Annotated in this window: 15 protein-coding genes; 14 read left to right on the forward strand and 1 reads right to left on the reverse strand. The window is 39.5% G+C overall.

Annotation, left to right across the window (positions count from 1 at the left end; all coding sequences use genetic code 11):
- Positions 1 to 271 (forward strand): hypothetical protein (locus IM793_RS24830; RefSeq protein ID WP_227256283.1); only part of this gene is annotated, 271 nt, incomplete at its 5' end.
- A 32-nt stretch (positions 272 to 303) separates the two neighbouring features.
- On the opposite strand, the gene IM793_RS16420 is transcribed toward IM793_RS24830, so the two are convergent.
- Positions 304 to 1,077 (reverse strand): IclR family transcriptional regulator, encoded by a 774-nt coding sequence (locus IM793_RS16420; RefSeq protein ID WP_193423175.1) that lies wholly within the window; start codon positions 1,075 to 1,077, stop codon positions 304 to 306.
- A gap of 274 nt (positions 1,078 to 1,351) precedes the next feature.
- Between IM793_RS16420 and IM793_RS16425 the strand changes: the two genes are divergently transcribed.
- The 13 genes from IM793_RS16425 (at position 1,352) to IM793_RS16485 (ending at position 18,552) form a co-directional block, all read left to right on the forward strand.
- Positions 1,352 to 4,045 carry a sugar-binding domain-containing protein gene (locus tag IM793_RS16425; RefSeq protein ID WP_227256284.1) on the forward strand — a complete coding sequence of 898 codons (2,694 nt, stop codon included), beginning with the start codon at positions 1,352 to 1,354 and terminating at the stop codon, positions 4,043 to 4,045.
- 111 nt (positions 4,046 to 4,156) lie between these two features.
- Entirely contained in the window at positions 4,157 to 5,317 is a 1,161-nt protein-coding gene (locus IM793_RS16430; RefSeq protein ID WP_193423177.1) for an extracellular solute-binding protein, read from the forward strand.
- On the forward strand, positions 5,314 to 6,468 hold the full coding sequence (locus tag IM793_RS16435) for a CaiB/BaiF CoA-transferase family protein (protein ID WP_193423179.1): 1,155 nt from the start codon (positions 5,314 to 5,316) through the stop codon (positions 6,466 to 6,468). Before IM793_RS16430 ends, IM793_RS16435 begins: the two co-directional genes overlap by 4 nt.
- Before the next feature lie 138 nt (positions 6,469 to 6,606).
- Positions 6,607 to 7,770, forward strand: a complete 1,164-nt coding sequence (locus tag IM793_RS16440) for a CaiB/BaiF CoA-transferase family protein (protein WP_193423181.1) — start codon at positions 6,607 to 6,609, stop codon at positions 7,768 to 7,770.
- Positions 7,763 to 9,001, forward strand: coding sequence for an extracellular solute-binding protein (locus tag IM793_RS16445; protein ID WP_227256285.1), 1,239 nt, complete (start codon positions 7,763 to 7,765; stop codon positions 8,999 to 9,001). The genes IM793_RS16440 and IM793_RS16445 overlap by 8 nt, the downstream gene beginning before the upstream one ends.
- Entirely contained in the window at positions 8,998 to 10,080 is a 1,083-nt protein-coding gene (locus IM793_RS16450; protein WP_193423183.1) for a Gfo/Idh/MocA family protein, read from the forward strand. The genes IM793_RS16445 and IM793_RS16450 overlap by 4 nt, the downstream gene beginning before the upstream one ends.
- 427 nt (positions 10,081 to 10,507) lie before the next feature.
- The gene (locus IM793_RS16455; RefSeq protein ID WP_193423185.1) at positions 10,508 to 10,948 is read left to right on the forward strand and encodes a MaoC/PaaZ C-terminal domain-containing protein; all 441 of its coding nucleotides are present in this window, start codon (positions 10,508 to 10,510) and stop codon (positions 10,946 to 10,948) included.
- A gap of 52 nt (positions 10,949 to 11,000) precedes the next feature.
- Entirely contained in the window at positions 11,001 to 12,293 is a 1,293-nt protein-coding gene (gene fucP / locus IM793_RS16460; protein ID WP_193423187.1) for an L-fucose:H+ symporter permease, read from the forward strand.
- Positions 12,294 to 12,423: 130 nt separating this feature from the next.
- Positions 12,424 to 15,867, forward strand: a complete 3,444-nt coding sequence (locus IM793_RS16465) for a glycosyl hydrolase (protein ID WP_193423190.1) — start codon at positions 12,424 to 12,426, stop codon at positions 15,865 to 15,867.
- 24 nt (positions 15,868 to 15,891) lie between these two features.
- Entirely contained in the window at positions 15,892 to 16,485 is a 594-nt protein-coding gene (locus IM793_RS16470) for a hypothetical protein (protein ID WP_193423192.1), read from the forward strand.
- Positions 16,486 to 16,507: 22 nt separating this feature from the next.
- Complete coding sequence (locus tag IM793_RS16475) at positions 16,508 to 16,747, forward strand: hypothetical protein (RefSeq protein ID WP_193423194.1); 240 nt, start codon at positions 16,508 to 16,510, stop codon at positions 16,745 to 16,747.
- Positions 16,744 to 16,917, forward strand: a complete 174-nt coding sequence (locus IM793_RS16480) for a hypothetical protein (RefSeq protein ID WP_193423197.1) — start codon at positions 16,744 to 16,746, stop codon at positions 16,915 to 16,917. The genes IM793_RS16475 and IM793_RS16480 overlap by 4 nt, the downstream gene beginning before the upstream one ends.
- Positions 16,918 to 17,124: 207 nt before the next feature.
- A complete protein-coding gene (locus tag IM793_RS16485) occupies positions 17,125 to 18,552 on the forward strand; it encodes a sialate O-acetylesterase (protein ID WP_193423199.1) in 1,428 nt (475 codons plus the stop codon).
- The last annotated feature ends 623 nt before the right edge of the window (positions 18,553 to 19,175 follow it).

Raw genomic sequence — 19,175 nt, forward strand, 5'->3', positions numbered from 1 at the left:
CTCCGGGCTTTCCGTTCTATCAGGTTTATTTAACAAAACTCAGTTGTTTTGGCTAAACACTAAATCGCTCAATAGCTTACCTAGACAAAATCCCGCGTTAGGGATTGTAAGGGTTCAGTACCGATTAAGCATCTGTTTTTATTTAATTATGGTATGTTTGCTTGTTTCACAGGTTTCATCGGTACCGGAGCGAAGCGCAGCCCTGCAAAGCCCGGACCCTTGCGCAGCTTGGGTAACGCCCAAATCAGTTGGCAGTTATATTAACGATTAGAAGGTCAAAGCCCCCTTCTAGGGGGGTGGGGGTTAAACCCCAATCCTTTGCTCAATCTTTTTAACGCATTTGTAGGCCTCGGCAAGAATCACATCATTGGCAATCGTCTGATCTACATTTAGCGCATTTAACATCGAAATGGTTAAACAGGCAATAATGCCATTATTACTTTCGATACCAATGGGTAGTGAAATATCGGTAACACCCGAAACCGAATCGCTGTTTTTAAAATAAGAACCCGTTTGCTGAATATCCGTTAAAGAACTTAAGAAATCTTCTTGCTGTGGTTTGGCATATTTCTTGAAAATTGTATTGTTTTTTAAGGTCGTTATACGCTCAGTATCGGGCATATAGGCCAATAAAACCTTGCCTGATGCGGTTAATGGCAACGGAAATAAATTACCTTCTTCAATAGAAAGTGCAATTGGGCCAGGGCTTTTGGCATGGATAATCACCATGACCTGGTTCATGTATAAAATACTTAAATGGCACGATTGGCGAATGGTATTAGCCAGTTCTTCCAACGGAAACTGTGCAGCTTTACGAAGCTCATCAATAGGTGAGTGCCGGTGTGAAAGGTAAAAAAGTTTTAGCGATAGCCTGTATTTACCCGAAACCTCATCGCGCAAAATGTAACCCCGACTTTCCAGACTCATCAACATCCTGTATATTTCATTAGGTGTTTTCTCAATACCGATTGCAATTTCAGTTTGAGACAACGGGATAGATTGTGCTGATAGATATTCCAATATATCAAGTCCTTTATCCAAAGCAGGGGCCTGGTACTTCGATTCTTTTTCGTTCATACGGGTTTAAATTTGGCTGTAGCGTATTTTTTACAATTTCAAACATACAAAATGCTTTCTTATTTATACAACAGTAGATTTTGCATAATTTAAATACGAATATATGTTTTCATATTTAAAAAAAACATTTATATTTGAATTAGAGATGGTAATTTAAAGTTACGGAATTTAAAAGGCTTAATTCAAAAGAATTGATAATTTATTTCTCCAGGAATTATATTGCTGATAACCATTTATAAACCTAAGCAAACGCCGAAATGGTGTAGATTAAATGATGAGTAAACTCTTAATCTTTTCCTGGCTTTACCTGTTAAGCATTCCGCTTTTTGCACAAGATCTTAAGGTTGCTCAATTGGATTGTAAATATCGCAATAATCCGATCGGAATTGATGTACAATCGCCGGGTTTAAGTTGGGAAATGCAATCATCAAAACGATGTGCATCAAGTCATTGCGAGGAACTCCCTGTTTCAACTTTTCAGGGAAGCAACCCTAATGCGGAAGAAAAACCCACCCATAGTAGTAAGATTGCTTCTTACGCTGCAATGACGACCTTCCGAGTTTATGCCGTTCCTGAACCCCGCACCAGAATTAGCTTCAACAAAGATTGGAAATTCTTCTTAGGTGATGAGCCAAATGCAAAATCATCCTCATTTAGCGACCTGAAATGGAGAAAACTCACTTTACCACACGATTGGAGCATTGAAGGTAAATTTGATGAGAAAAATCCCGCGAAACCTGAAGGTGGAGGTTTACCCACTGGCATTGGCTGGTATAGAAAGGAATTTACAGCTCCCGCTAATTTTAAAAACAGACTAATCAACATCGAATTCGATGGCGTATATAAAAACAGTGAGGTTTGGATTAACGGTCAATATCTGGGCAAAAGACCTTACGGTTACAGCTCTTTTTCTTACGAGATCAGTAAATTTTTAAAAGCTGGAAAAAATAGTATTGCGGTTAAGGTCGATAATTCTGCACAACCTGATTCGCGTTGGTATTCCGGCTCAGGGATTTATAGAAATGTATGGCTAACCTCAGCTGCAGCAGTTTCAATAAAACGCAATGGTGTCTTTGTGAAAACTACTGTTATAAGTGGAGATAAAGGTCAGAGCATTGAAAACAGGATTTTATCTGCTGGTGAAAGCCTGGCATCAATCGCTGTTGATATCGAACTCGAAAATAAATTCAAAGTAAAGGGCAATTATAAAATCCTGACTACCATTTTCGACAACAAAGGATTGAAAATCGCACAAAGGCAATGGCCGATGTCGGTTGATCAAAACAATTCTAAGTTGGTTACAAATGGTTTGGACATTGCAAATCCCAAATTATGGTCGGTTGAACGGCCGGTTATGTATAAACTGGTTACAGCGATTATGCAAGACGATGGAAAAATTATCGACACTTATATCACGCCGTTTGGAATCCGCGATTTTAACTTCGATGCACAAAAAGGATTTTCATTAAACGGCAAAGCAATGAAAATTTTGGGTGTTTGCTTGCACCACGATTTAGGTGCTTTAGGCGCTGCAGTAAATGTGCGTGCAATGGAACGTCAATTAGAAATTATGAAAGCGATGGGGGTGAATGCCATCCGTACCGCTCATAATCCACCAGCTCCTGAATTTTTAGATCTATGCGACAAAATGGGCTTCCTGGTGATGGATGAAGCTTTTGATATGTGGGTGAAAAAGAAAACCAAAAACGATTACCACCTCAATTTTCCAGAATGGCACAAAAGCGATTTGGAGGAAATGATTAAACGCGATCGTAACCACCCATCTATTATTCTTTGGAGTATCGGTAATGAAATCCGTGAGCAGTTCGATAGTACAGGTGTGGCAATTACAAAAGAATTGGTGGGTATTGTTAAAAATCTGGACAAAACCCGTCCGGTAATTTCAGCACTAACCGAAACAAAAGCCGAAAAGAATTTTATCTACCAGGCCAATGTACTTGATATTTATGGATTAAACTACAACCATAAACTGTATAAAGATTTCCCTGAAAATTATCCGGGTGTTAAGTTTTTAGCAACAGAAACTACTTCCGGTTTAGCAACAAGGGGGTTTTACGATACAGCCGATACCATCCGCCGTTGGCCGAAAGATGGTAAAACCAAATTTACAGAAGGTAATAAAGAATGGTCGGCATCTGCTTACGATAATGTTTCGGCGTATTGGGGTTCTACACATGAAGAAACCTGGGCAGCAGCTAAAAAATACGATCATGTATCGGGTTTATTTGTTTGGACCGGTTTCGATTACCTTGGCGAGCCACTACCATATCCCTGGCCCGCCAGAAGTTCTTATTTCGGTATTGTCGATTTAGCAGGTTTCCCGAAAGACTCCTACTACATGTATCAAAGCGAATGGACGAACAAACCAGTATTGCACATTTTACCCCATTGGAACTGGAAGCAAGGAAAATCAGTTGAAGTATGGGCTTATTACAACAATGCAGATGAAGTAGAACTTTACCTGAATGGGAAATCCTTAGGTAAAAGATCAAAACAAGGCGATGATTTACATGTGCTTTGGAAGGTGCCTTTTGAGCCCGGAACATTAAAAGCGGTATCTCGCAAAAACGGGAAAGATGTTTTAGTTCGAAAAGTTAAAACCGCAGGAGAGCCGGCAAAAATTGAATTAATAGCCGATCGGAAAAATATCAAAGCCGATGGTAAAGATCTGTCATTCGTTACTGTCCGCATTTTAGATGCTGCCGGAAATGTAGTGCCGGATGCTGATAATCTGGTTGATTTTAAAGTGGATGGGGTTGGCTTTATTGCTGGCGTTGATAATGGCTTTCAGGCAAGTTTAGAGCCTTTCAAAGCCAATTACCGCAAGGCTTTTCATGGTTTATGTTTAGCCATAGTGCAGTCAACAGAAAAAACGGGAACCATAAAATTAACAGCTTCATCAGCTGGTTTGATGTCGTCTTCGATCATAATTAATACTGGTAAATAATGAGAAAAGTGGCCGCGAAGAATGGCCATGGTTCGTGTCTTCACGAACCACAATTTTAGAATAATAAAATAACATGGTCGGTGGAGACACCAACCATTAGATGAAAATAAAGTGGAGAAGACGATTAATTTAAAAGGAATAACCTGGAACCACAGCCGTGGGCTTTTGCCGATGGTGGCTACGGCGCAGCGATTTTCGGAATTACACCCATATGTAAACATCACCTGGGAGAAAAGAAGTTTGCAGCAATTTGCCGATTTTTCAATTCAGGAATTGGCAGAACGATTTGATCTTTTGGTGATCGATCATCCCTGGGCAGGTTTTGCTGCAAAAACAAAATCAATTGTGCCTTTGAACCTTTACCTTTCTCCAGAATATTTAAAAGATCAGGAAGAAAATTCTGTTGGACAATCTTACGAAAGTTACTTCTATGAGGGCCATTTATGGGCTTTACCAATAGATGCGGCAGCTCCTGTAGCCGCCTCAAGACCTGATTTACTTGCTGAGAAAGGATTACAACTACCTCAATCTTTTGATGATTTATTAGTACTTGCCGATAAAGGTTTAGTCGCCTTTGCGGGCATTCCCATTGATGTTTTAATGAATTTTTATACGCTTTGTTGTTCCTTAGGAGAAGATCCTTGCCAAAATGAAAAGGAAGTGGTTTCCACTGAAACAGGTGTTAAGGTTTTGAAAATGTACCGGGAATTGGCTTCAAAAATGGATAAAGCCAATTTCAACAGAAACCCCATTCAGGTGTATGAAGCGATGACTTTAAACGACGAAATTGCGTATTGCCCTTTCGCTTATGGCTATTCAAACTACTCGCGTAACGGTTATGCACGCAAAACCTTGCATTTTCACGATATGATTTCTTTAGATGGCAAAACCAATCTGAGAAGCACATTAGGCGGAACTGGTTTAGCCATTTCTGCTAAATGCGAAGCATTGGAGATGGCTGCCAAATATGTCGAATTTGTAGGTTCACCAGCTTGTCAAGCTACCTTATTTTTTGAAAGCGGTGGTCAATCTGGGCATTTAGCAGCCTGGAAAAACGAAGAAGTCAATCGCCAGAGTCAGCATTATTTTTCAAATACCTTACCGGCTTTACAAAGGGCATTTCTCCGTCCGCGTTACCATGGCTCCATGTATTTTCAAGACCATGCAGGTGATGTTGTTCGAGATTATTTAATAAATGGTGGAGATGAAATTCAGGTTTTAACAGCCATGAATAAATTATATCTGCAATCTAAAAGTTTAGTGTTATCATGAACAGGCCGCTGGAAGGACTTTTGGTTTTAGAGTTTTGTCAATTTTTGGCAGGACCATCAGCTGGTTTAAAACTGGCCGATCTGGGTGCCCGTGTGATTAAAATCGAACGGCCAAAAACAGGCGATGCTTGCAGATCTTTATCCATCAAGAATCTTTTTGTGGATGAAGATAGCCTGCTTTTTCATACCATCAACCGGAATAAAGAAAGTTATGCCGCCGATTTAAAAAATCCGGATGATTTAGAAAGATTAAAAAAACTAATCAGCAAAGCCGATGTAATGACACATAATTTCCGTCCTGGTGTGATGGAGAAAATTGGTCTGGATTATGAAACAGTTCGAAAGATGAACCCTAAAATTGTTTATGGTATGGTCACCGGTTATGGCAACGAAGGCCCGTGGAAAAACAAGCCAGGGCAGGATTTATTGGTTCAATCTGTTTCAGGTCTTACTTTTTTATCAGGAGTTGACGTAGACGGGCCCGTTCCATTTGGCCTTTCTGTTTCTGATATTATGTGCGGAAACCATTTGGCGCAAGGTATTATGGCCGCTTTAATCAAAAGGGCAAAAACCAATAAAAGTGTGTTGGTTGAGGTGAGTTTGCTGGAATCCATTTTAGATGTACAGTTTGAAGTATTAACCACCTACTTAAATGATGGCGGTAAATTGCCCGATAGAAGCGGAGCAAAAGGAAGTGCGCATGCTTATTTAAGTGCACCCTATGGGATGTATGAAACTGCCGATGGTTATATTGCCATGGCCATGGGCAACCTGCCAAATATCTGTGCAATCATTAATTGTGATATTACTGATCTCTATGTAGAAGCAGGATCGGCTTTCGAAAACCGCGATAAGTTAATTGTTCGTTTGGCAGCAACGTTTAAAAAGGAAAATACAAAACATTGGGTTGATCTTTTGGAAAGTCACGGTATCTGGTGCGCAGAAGTACTGAATTATCAAAAGGCAACAGCTTTAAATACCTATAAAAAACTGGACATTGAGCAGCAACTGAATTTAGTTGGGGGCAAAACAATAAAGACAACCGTGAGCCCGATCCGTTTGGATAACGAAAAATTATTTGCTAGTAAAGCCGCACCAAAACTTGGGGGAAATACGGCAGAGATTAATAAAGAGTTTGAATTGAATGAATAAAAATAGTCGTCATTTCCGCGCAGGCGGGAATCTTAAGGCTTATTGCATTACGATTCCCAATCGAGTTGGGAATGACGACCGATAAAAGATTGCTTCGTGCCTCGCAATGACGTAGTGCGAAATTTAAAAAATAAAATTATGCTACCGCTTGAAGATTATTTAGTTATCGATTTTAGCCAGTTTCTTTCTGGCCCATCAGCAGGTTTGCGCCTGGCCGACATGGGCGCCCGCGTAATCAAAATTGAACGTTTGGGTATAGGCGATATCTGCCGTACACTTTATACTTCGAACCTGATTATGAATGGCGAATCATCAGTTTTTCATGCCATCAACAGAAATAAAGAAAGCTTTGAAGTTGATTTAAAAAGCGAAAAAGATTGCGAAATGGTTCGCCAACTACTAAAAAAGGCAGATGTAATGATTCATAACTTCCGCCCTGGCGTAATGGAACGCTTGGGGTTCGATTATCAATCGGTTACCGCTTTAAATCCTAAAATTATTTATGGTGAAATATCAGGTTATGGAACTGCTACTGACTGGAAAAATAAGCCAGGTCAGGATTTACTCCTACAATCGGTTACCGGTCTAACTTCTTTAACAGGAAATGCCGATAGCGGTCCTGTTGCCATGGGTCTATCCATTGTAGATATGCTGGCCGGCGCACATTTAGCACAAGGACTTTTAGCTTGTTTGTATCGAAAAGCCATAAAAAATGAAGGCGGATTGGTGCAGGTTAGCATGATGGAATCGGCCTATGATTTTCAGTTCGAAACCATTACCACCTTTATGAATGATGGTGGAAGCTTACCCGAACGCTCAAAAAAGAACAATGCAAACGCGTATTTAGGTGCTCCTTATGGGATTTATCAAACAGAAAACGGATATTTAGCCCTGGCGATGGGTTCAATTCCACAGTTAGGCAATTTGCTTGGATGTGAGCAACTTGAAGATTACGTTGAAGTGAGCGAAGCATTTGATGAACGGGATGAGATTAAAGCTGTTTTAGCCGATCATCTTCTATCGGCCACCACCGAAAAATGGCTTTCCATACTGGAGCCGGCTGATATCTGGTGTGCCGATGTTTTAAACTGGAATGCGTTAATGGCGCACGGCGGGTTTAAGGTGTTGAACATGATCCAGGAAGTGGAAATGGCAGATGGTTACAAATATGAAACCACCAGATGCCCGATCCGTATTGATGGTGAGTTGCTTACCTCATCAAAAGGCTCGCCTAAATTAGGCCAGGATAATGAAAAAATTATCAAAGAATTTATAACACAGCATACAACTGCAAATGCATAACCAGATAGAAACTTTCAGAATAGCCGTTCGTAAATTTGCGCCTTTTGAATCTGCCATGCAGAAATTCTGGGATCAATATTGTATGGTTTCAGGTTGTAAACTGAAGTTGGAAACGGTAGTGATGGATTTACACGAGCTTTACGACAGTACCATTGCTCAAAAAGGTTTAGCCAAAGGCGATTTCGATATTGCCCACATCAGCACCGATTGGATTTTAGAAGGATACAATAATCATGATTTTGAAGTTTTAAATCCTTACATCAACAAAAATAAACCAGATGATTTTCCGAGAGGTTGGGGCAAGTCGCTGCTAAGTTTACAGCGTTTTGGCTGGGAAGTTGTTGGACTGCCCTTTCACGACGGCCCTGAATGTTTCATTTACCGTAAAGATCTGTTTGAAAACGAGACCGAAAAAGCCAATTATTTAACGCAGTACGGAAAAATTTTAGAGGTACCGAAAACCTGGGAAGATTTTCATCAGATCGCCAGGTTCTTTAACCGTCCTCAGGACAACCTTTACGGGAGTATCTTTGCCTGTTATCCTGATGGCCATAATACCGTTTTCGACTTTTGTCTGCAATTGTGGACTCGAGGAGGAAGCCTGGTTGATAAAAATGACCGCATCGACATCAACACACAAGCGGCGATTGATGGGCTTAATTTCTACCGTAAGATAGTAAACGACAAAACCGCTGTTCATCCGAAATCGGAACAATTCGAATCTGTTGCTGCAGGAATAGCCTTTTCACAAGGTGAAGCTGCAATGATGATCAATTGGTTTGGTTTTGCGGCCATGTGTGAAGTAGATGCAAATTCAAAAGTGAAAGGCAAAATTGATGTTGAACTGTTACCTTCAGCCATTCATGAAAAATCAGCTTCTTTAAACGTATACTGGCTTTACACGATTGCTAAGGGAAGTAAAAACAAAGATATCGCATACGATTTTCTTCGTTTTGCATTGGATAAAGAACAAGACAAACAACTCACTTTTGAAGGCGGAATTGGTTGTCGGATTTCAACCTGGACAGATGAAGAAATCAATCAAATCATTCCATACTACCATAAACTCGAAGCTTTACATGAAGTGGCCAATATGTTACCACAAAAAGCCAACTGGGCTGCAATTGCAGCAATAATCGACCAGATGGTTTTGCAGGCTATAAATACAGATCAATCTACCGAAGAATTGATCCAAATGGCGCAAAACCAGATTAACGAAATTGACAAATGAGCATTGATATAAAATATAAACCGGAATTACCCCAAAGCAAACAGCCCATCATCATCATAGGTGCAGGTGGCATTGTGGCCGATGCGCATCTTCCGGCCTATAAAATTGCAGGTTTTGAGGTTCACGGCATTGTAAACCGAACCAAAGAAAGGGCACAGAAACTGGCAGATACCTTCGGCATTCCGAACGTGTACAATTCAGTAGCCGAGGCGGTAAAGCTGGCTCCTGCAAACGCGGTTTACGATTTAACCATCATGCCGGAACAATACATCGAAACGTTAAAACAGTTACCTGATGGAAGTGCCGTACTGATCCAAAAACCAATGGGTGATAATTTTACACAGGCAAAGGAAATCCTTGAACTCTGCAGGTCGAAAAACTTAAATGCAGCTATAAACTTTCAATTGCGCTTTGCACCATTTGTTAGTGCTGCAAAATACCTGATCGATGAAGGATTAATAGGCGAACTGTACGATATGGAAGTTCGGGTGACGATTAAAACGCCCTGGGAGATTTTCCCTCATGTAATTATTCATCCGCGTTTAGAAATTCAATACCACAGCATTCATTATGTAGATTTAATCCGTTCGTTTTTGGGTAATCCGGAAAGTATTTTGGCAAAAACACTAAAACATCCGGCTAAAAGTTTATCATCATCCCGTTCTACCATTTTATTCGATTATGGCGATACCATGCATGCGGTAATTAACACTAACCATGATCACGATTTCGGTCCAAACCACCAGGAAAGTTATATTAAATGGGAGGGAACCAAAGGTTCAATTGTAGCTAAAATTGGTTTACTTATGGATTATCCTCACGGTGTACCTGATGTTTTTGAATACTGTATTATAGAAGACGGAAAATCACCAAAATGGGAAATTGTAAAACTGGAAGGCTCCTGGTTTCCGGAAGCTTTTATCGGCACAATGGCCAATTTAATGCGTTATAACGAAGGTTCAACCGATGTTTTACATACCAGTGTCGAGGATGTGATTCAAACGATGGCAGTAGTAGAAAGTGCTTATAAATCGAGTGATATTGGAGGAGTTAAAGTGAAGGAGAAGTTAAATAAATAAGAATATCGTCCACGTTTATAACGAGGATGTACGAGAAAAGCGATTATATCGCTAACAAAAGTAAATTATGTATTTCAAATAAACAATTTTTCAAGATTACCGAAGCAATCTGTTTTGCGAGAAAGATTGCTTCGTTTCGATGAAAAATCGAAAACTCGCAATGACGGAATTATAAAATTAAATCGTCCTCGTTTGTAACGAGGATGTATGAGAAAAGCGATTGTATCGCTTACAAGAAACTAAAACTATGTATTTCAAATAAACAATTTTTCAAGATTTTCGAAGCAACCTGTTTTGCGAGAAAAATTGCTTCGTTTCGATGAAAAATCGAAAACTCGCAATGACGGAATTGTAAAATTAAATCGTCCTCGTTTGTAACGAGGATGTATGAAAAAAGCGATTGTATCGCTTATAAGAAACTAAAAATATGTATTTCAAATCAACATTTTTTGAAGAGTATCGATTACAGGATAAACGTGTTACGCTAGGTCGCACAATAACAGAGACCGATTTTGTTGTTCACGCAGGGCATACCGGCGATTTTTTTCCGCACCACATGGATGCCGAATGGTGTGCAACACAACCTTTTAAACAACGTATTGCTCACGGAACCATGATTTTTAGCATCGGTATCGGCTTAACCGCATCAGAAATTAATCCCGAGGCCATGAGTAAAGGATATGATAAACTGCGCTTTGTAAAACCTGTTTTTATTGGCGATACCATCCATTCAGAAATCACGATCGCTGAAAAGGGAGAGAGCAAAAGGCCGGAATATGGCACCGTAACCGAACACGTAGAAATCATTAACCAACACGGAGAAGTGGTACTCGTATGCGACCACCTGCTTGTTGTAAAGAAAAAATAATTAACCATCATCTTAAGTTCCTTCCAGGGGATTTAGGGGTAAACCAAATATAATGAACCACAGCACTCAACCAGAAATTCTAGCCGAAGGCGATCCCTCATCAGGAAAGAAGTATCTGTTACCATTTATACTCGTAATCAGCTTGTTTTTCCTTTGGGGAATGGCGCATAACCTCGATTCGATTCTGATTCCACATTTAAAAAAAGCCTGTAATTTAAATAATAAACAATCAACGTTGATTGATACCTCTGTTTTCTTCGCTTATTTTTTAATGGCTATTCCAGCCGGAATGATTTTGAAAAAATGGGGATACAAAGCAACCATGATCTCAGGTTTGCTGGCTTTTGCTTTCGGTGCATTTTTATTTGTACCAGCTGCCAATAACCTGTCGTACATCACATTTTTGATCGCACTTTTCATTATTGGTTGCGGTTTAACCATGCTCGAAACCTCAGCAAATCCTTATGCTGCCGTATTGGGCGATCCTGCAAAAGCAACAAGCAGATTAAACCTTGCTGCATCTTTCAACGGACTGGCCGCAATGGTTGCACCAATGATTGGCGGATTGTTTATCCTGTCGGGTAAATCGCACACAAAAGAGGAACTGGCTGCGATGACCGAAGTTAGCCGAAATAACTACTTCCTTGAAGAGGCTGCGTCGGTGAAAACGCCTTACATTACGCTTGGAATAGTGCTATTAGTTATAGCCGCAATATTCTACTTTATTCATCTTCCGGAAATTAAAACGAAAAGTATTGATGGTGAAGCAAAGGGGAGTTTTTTCGGTTCGCTACGCCACAAACATTTAAAGTGGGCTGTTGTTGCTCAGTTCTTTTATGTTGGCGCGCAGGTTTGTGTTACCAGTTTTTTTATTAGAATGGCCCAGCAAGGTGGCGGGTTTGACGAGAAAACGGCAGCATCATATCTGGCAATTTATGGTTTATTATTTACTGTTGGCCGTTTTGCAGGAACCGCGATTCTTCAGTTTGTGCCATCGAATAAGCTGCTCGCCATCTATGCGGTAATCTCAATCTTATTGTGTTTGGTAGCTATATTAGGTAAAGGCTCTTATGTAGTTTATGCGCTGGGTGCAATAGGCTTTTTTATGTCGATTATGTTCCCGACCATTTTTGCGTTAGGAATAGAGGGAATAGGCGACGATACCAAGCCAGGCTCTTCATGGTTAATCATGTCGATTGTAGGCGGAGCCATTTTACCATTTGGAATGGGAAGTTTAATCGATATGTATGGCGATAATATTCAGATTGGTTACAGCATTCCACTGGTATGTTTTGTGGTTATTCTTTATTTCGGATTAAGAGGGTATAAAATCGCACACAAATAAATATAAGTCTTTCATTACGAGGTGAAAAATTAATCCTATCTCTACTTATAGTGAAAGTGATCTATTGAAAAGAAAGATTGCTTCGTGGTAAAAAGCAACCCTCGGCATGACCATAAAATTTTTAAAAAAAATGAAATTGAGGTTTAGTAAAATTCTGGTCTTTGTGCTGTTGTCAAGCTTTTTCCTAGCGTCAAATGCTGGTGCACAACAGAACGAAAATGCTAAGCCCTGGGTATTTTGGTATTGGGTTAAAGGAGCGGTATCCAGAGCAGGCATCACTGCCGACCTGGAAGCGATGAAATCAAATGGCATAGCGGGTGCTTACTTAATGAGTATCCAGGGTACAGATAAAACACCGGTTTATTCGCCACCTGCAGTTCAGTTAACACCCGAATGGTGGAAAATGGTTGAATTTGCCATGACAGAAGCAAAACGGTTAGATCTGAAATTAGGTATGCATGTGAGTGATGGTTTCGCATTAGCAGGTGGACCGTGGATCACTCCAGAACTTTCCATGCAAAAAGTGGTATGGTCGAAGATAAACATCAGTAATTCAAATAGTAAAATCACTTTACCTCAACCAGAATCAAAAGAAAATTATTATAAGGATATAGCAGTTTATGCGTATCCATCTCCGCTTGGGGAAAACCTTTCTACCAGAACGGTTATTCCAAAAATTACGGCAAGCAATGGAGCTGATGCCACGGGCCTCATTCAGCCACAGAATAAGAAAAACTTTGGTTCAAATGAACCATGTTACATTCAATATGAATTCGCGAAGCCCTTTACCTGCAGAACGATAACCATTAAAGTCAGTGGAAATAACTATCAGGCACAACGTTTGGCTATCGAGGTAAGTGATGATGGGAAAAATTTCCGATCCATAGGTAGGTTGGAAGCGCCCCGTCATGGCTGGCAAGACACCGATGAAGATGTGACACACTCCATTACGCCAACAACAACCAAATTTTTCAGGTTTATTTATGATAAAAAGGGATCTGAACCAGGATCAGAAGATCTGGATGCGGCCAAATGGAAACCATCGTTAAAACTGGTCAATCTGGAGTTATCATCAGAAGCGAAGATTAATCAGTTTGAAGGTAAAAACGGTTCAGTTTGGCGGGTAAGTAAAAGAAGTACCGACGCTGAAATTGCTAAGAATTTATGTGTGCCGTTGAATAAAATTATTAATCTTTCAGATAAATTAAATAAGGACGGAACTTTAAACTGGAAAGCGCAGAAAGGCAATTGGACAATCTTAAGAATTGGCCATACTTCAACAGGACATACCAACGCAACTGGTGGCGGTGGAAAAGGATTGGAATGTGATAAATTTAATGCCGATGCAATAAAATTACAGTTCAAGAATTGGTATGGGGAGGCATTAAAGCATGGCGGACCAGAAATCGCTAAAAAAGTTTTAAGCGTTTTTCATGTAGACAGCTGGGAATGCGGCAGTCAGAATTGGTCGCCGGTATTTAAAGCAGAATTTTTAAAGCGTAGGGGCTACGATTTAACACCTTATTTACCCATCATGACCGGATTGCCTGTAGAGAATGTATTCGTGTCCGAAAATTTCCTTTACGATGTTCGAAAAACGATCTCAGAATTGGTTGTAGACCAGTTTTATAAAACGCTTGCCAAGTTGGCAAAAGAGAAAGGTGTAACCTTTACTGCCGAAAGTATTGCGCCAACCATGATGAGTGATGGTTTAATGCATTACAAAACTGTCGATATCCCAATGGGCGAATTTTGGTTAAATAGCCCCACGCATGACAAACCAAATGATATGTTGGATGCCATTTCTGGCGCACATATTTATGGGAAAAACATTATCCAGGCAGAGGCTTTTACAACAGTCAGAATGGACTGGAATGAAAACCCGGCAAATATGAAAACGCTACAGGATCGTAATTATGCCTTAGGGATCAATAAATTGGTATATCATGTTTTTACACACAACCCCTGGACTGATCGCAAACCAGGAATGACTTTAGATGGGGTTGGCCTATATTTCCAACGTGACCAAACCTGGTGGAAAGCGGGAAAAGCATGGATAGAATATGCAGAACGTACTCAAAATTTACTTCAGCAGGGTAAACCAATTGTCGATATTGCCGTTTTTACGGGTGAGGAATTGCCACGCCGTTCCGTATTACCTGATCGTTTGGTTGAAACCTTACCCGGCATTTTTGGCGTAGATGTAGTAGAAGCAGAGCAGAAACGACTTGCCAATATTGGTGAACCTTTAAGGCAAATTCCTTCCGGTGTAACCCATTCTGCAAACATGGCCGGTCCGGAAAATTGGGTAAATCCTTTACGTGGCTACGCTTATGATAGTTTTAATCCAGACGTATTAAATACCGCAACAGTAAAAGATGGTAATGTGGTTTTCGAAAGCGGTGCCTCATATAAAATTTTGATAATACCAGGCAACATGAAAATGAATCCGAATTATCAGTATATGAGTTATCGCACTGTTAAAGAACTGCTGGAATTGATTAAAGCTGGTGCTAAAGTAATTATTGGAGATAAGCCATTGTATCAATCTGAAATTAAGCAAGTTAAAAAAACTATTTTTGATAATATTGTAGAAGAGATTTGGGAGGGAAATTTTGAGTCTTATAAAAATAATGGTCGACCAGTTTATAAGAAAGATTTAGGTTTAGGTCAGGTTTTTAAAGCACCGTTCTACGGAGAAACTTTTGATGCCTTAGGTTTAGGAAGAGATTTAGAGGTAAGCGACTTAACAGATGACAAGGCTAAGGGAAATTATGCAAAGGGTATAGGTTATGCGCACAGAATTGATGGAGAAAAGGAGATTTATTTTATTACTAATCAGGAAAATAGAAAGAGAGAACTTTTTTTAACTTTCAGGAAGGGTGAAAAATCTGTGCAGACTTTTGATGCAGTAAGTAATACCTGGGTTAAACCCGATAAACCCAACGACACTATTGCCAGTACAAATTTAAAGTTAACCATGTATCCAAATCAATCGATCTTTGTGGTTTTAGATACGCTGGGTGTTTATTTGCCCAATTCGCAAACTGAAGAAAAACAACTAAGGGAAGCGAAAGCAAAAAAGATCAAAAAAACTGACATTGATATCTCCAAATCATGGCAGGCAAAATTCGATACGGCGTATGTAGGCCCCTCAAAACCTGTTATTTTTAATGAATTAACCGATTGGACATTAAATACAGATAGTTTGGTTAAATACTATTCCGGAACTGCTGTGTACAGCAAAAACTTCATCTTTAATGGAGATCTTAAAGGTGAAATCTGGCTTGATTTGGGAGCGTTTTCCAGCATTGCAGAAGTTAAAATTAATGGAATAAACTGCGGCACTTTGTGGACTGCTCCGCATCGTTTAGAAATTAGCAAAGCCATCAAAAATGGTGAAAATCAAATTACTATTGAAGTAACCAATACTTGGGCCAATCGTTTAATTGGCGATGGAAAATTGCCTGAAAATAAAAGAATTACCAAAACAACTGCACCTTTTCGTTTGGAAGGTAAACCTTTAAATCCTGCGGGATTATTAGGCCCGGTAGTGATACAAGTGGAAGAGTAATTGAGCATTAAATATTTCAAATAAATGAAAAAAATAATTGTGCTATTTCTTATTTTGGTTCAAACTGTTGTTTTCGCGCAACAAAAGAAGGTGAAGGATAATTTTAATGTTCAGGTCAGAATAGAAAAAGGCGATTTAAATAAAGATGGTTTAACTGACAAAACCGTAATTACAATGGATACCATCGATGCATCCGTTCCCTTGAGGTTGCAAATATTTTTTCAACAGCCCAATAAAAAATTTAAATTGGTTTTCTCTTCAACAGACGTAATTGAACCCCAATATGTAAACGGCATACATACTAAGAATTCAATACCATATTTTTTTATTGAAAGAGGATATTTATTAATGAACTCCGAAAAAAATGATGTCCGCTTTGAACATAAATTCATCTATAAAAATGGAAGTTTCCAATTGATTAAAATCTCCAGCGTAGTATATGACGGGCAAAATTCGACAACTGAGACGGTGTTTGATCTTGTATCTGGAGTGAAAACAGCAATTACAACTCCGTTAAGTTCCGCAAAAGCGTCAAATAAGTACACAAACAAAATAATGATAAGGCCATTGCCTACGCTTCAGAATTTAAAATCTTTTGGCAATAAATTATACTGGTAAAATTCAATTAAACAGAAGAACAATGAAAAAGCTACTTAATATTAACAAATATTTTGTCTCTCAGGCTTTACTAATTCAGGTATTTATTGTTGCGATGCTTTTTCTAATAGGAAATTTAAAAGCACAGGATAAAGCTTTGGTGAATACATCAAATTCTCCATATGCCAAATTACATAGTATCAATATGGCTGATGTAACCTGGACAAAAGGCTTTTGGGCCGATCGTTTTAAAGTAAAAACAGAAACCATGGTGCCGAAATGATGAGTCTGACCGGTAACGTGAAAATAGGAGAGCCAAACAACTGGAAAAATGTGTTGTACAGGCCGATTGAAGATAAAAATACAGCCACTGAAATAAAACTGGTACCATACTTTACCTGGGGAAACCGTGGCCATTCGGAAATGTCGGTTTGGTTGCCTGTGAGTAGATGATATTTATGTTTTACCATATAAGACATGTAAGAAAATATAAGGTTATAGCGATTAATAGTTATAAGGTAATAAACTAAGATGCGCTCAGGTGGCTCAGGTGGTCGATAAATAAGAAACAAAAAATATACTATTGAGCTTATATGCAACTTAAATTTCTTATATGGTAACCAAAACTAGGGAGTCTTAAGTGATGAAAAATAATAACAAATGAAACTAAAACTTTTAATTTTCTTAAACCTCGCATGTGGCCTTGTTGCATCTGCTACGGTTAAACCCGCATCCATCTTTACCGATCACATGGTTTTGCAACAACAAAGCAACGTAGCCATCTGGGGTTTGGCCAAACCTTCAGTCAAAGTAAAAATCAGTACTACCTGGAACAAAAAGAGTTATACCGTTACTGCTGACCAGACTGGTAAATGGAAAGTGAAAGTTTCAACCCCATCAGCAGGTGGACCATACGAAATTGAACTCAATGATGGCGAAAAACTTGTTCTAACCGATATTCTGATAGGCGAAGTTTGGTTTTGTGGCGGGCAATCAAACATGGAAATGCCAATGAAAGGTTTCAAAAGCCAGCCTATTATCGGTTCAAATGAAGTGATTTTAAAATCATCGAATAAAAATATCAGGTTATACACCGTTCCCCGTTCCTCAATCATTGAACGACAAGAAAACAGCAAGCCATCTGATTGGAAATTGGCTGCTCCAGAAACCGTTTCTAATTTTAGCGCTACAGCCTATTATTTCGGCTCTCTGTTAAGCGAAATGTTAAATGTGCCTGTCGGGATTATCAACGATAGTTACGGTGGTTCAACTATTGAGGCCTGGATGTCGCCAGAAGATTTAAAACCTTATACGGAAATCAAGATTCCTTCAAAAGGAGATAGTATAAAAGAGGTGAGCCGCACACCAACTACACTGTACAATGGCATGCTTTATCCGGTAATCGGTTATGGCATAAAAGGTGCAATCTGGTACCAGGGCGAATCTAACTATGAACGACCAGACCGTTATGAAGACCTTTTTCCGGCACTGGTTTCATCCTGGAGAAAAAACTGGGATAACGGTGATTTTCCATTTTATTATGCTCAGATTGCGCCATACAATTATGCACAATTACCTCCCAATCACGTTGGTGGGAAATATAATTCAGCCTATTTAAGAGAAGCACAACGCAAATCTTTAACTAAAATACCGAATTCCGGAATGGCTGTTTTATTGGATATTGGCGAGGAAAAATCAATCCATCCGGCAAATAAGAAACAAGGCGGACAGAGATTGGCTTATCTTGCATTGGCGCAAACCTATGGTATAAAAGGTTTTGGTTTTGCAAGTCCGAATTACGAATCATTAACGGTAGAAAAGAACACTGCTGTGATCAAGTTTCAAAATGTGACAAACGGGCTGACTTCTTTTGGTAAAGAACTATCTTTATTCGAAATTGCAGGTGCCGATCAGAAATTTTATCCGGCTAAAGCAACCATAAAAGGTAGTAGCATAGCCGTTTCGGCTCCTGAAGTTAAAGTACCTGTTGCTGTGCGTTATGCCTTTAAAGATTTTGTAACCGGCGACTTATTTGGAAATGATGGCTTGCCTGTTTCCTCTTTCCGTACCGATAACTGGGATAATTAATAGTCGAATAATGATTTTTACCACGAAGACACAAGAAGCACTAAATATTTTGGCTGAGAACTTAAATGCTCTTATTTGTCTGATATGGTCGAAATTCATTAAGCATGCTGCCTTAGCCGCTCTCAGGTTGTCGATAAAGTTAACCACAAAGGCACAAAGCGCACAAAGCATGTGCACCATGCGCTCAAATGTCCTAAAATGTCTGATATGGTTGAAATTCATTAAACATGCTGCCTTAGCTGCTCTCGGGTGCCTCAGGTGGTCGACAAAATTAACCACAAAGGCACAAAGAACACAAAGCATGTGCACCATGCACTCAAATGTCCTAAAATGTCTGATATGGTCGAAATTCATTAAGCTTCCTGCCTTAGCTGCTCTCAGGTGCCTTAGGTGGTCAAACATATTAGAAACAACAAAATTAACCACAAAGGCACAAAAAACACTAATTATGTGCACCAGACGCTTAAATGTCCTCACATGGCTTATTATATGGTCGAAATTCATTAAGCATGCTGCCTTAGCCGCTCTCAGGTTGTCGATAAAGTTAACCACAAAGGCACAAAGAGCACAAAGCATGTGCACCATGCGCTCAAATGTCCTAAAATGTCTGATATGGTTGAAAT

Source organism: Pedobacter sp. MR2016-19 (assembly GCF_014947265.1).
Classification (GTDB): Bacteria; Bacteroidota; Bacteroidia; order Sphingobacteriales; family Sphingobacteriaceae; genus Pedobacter.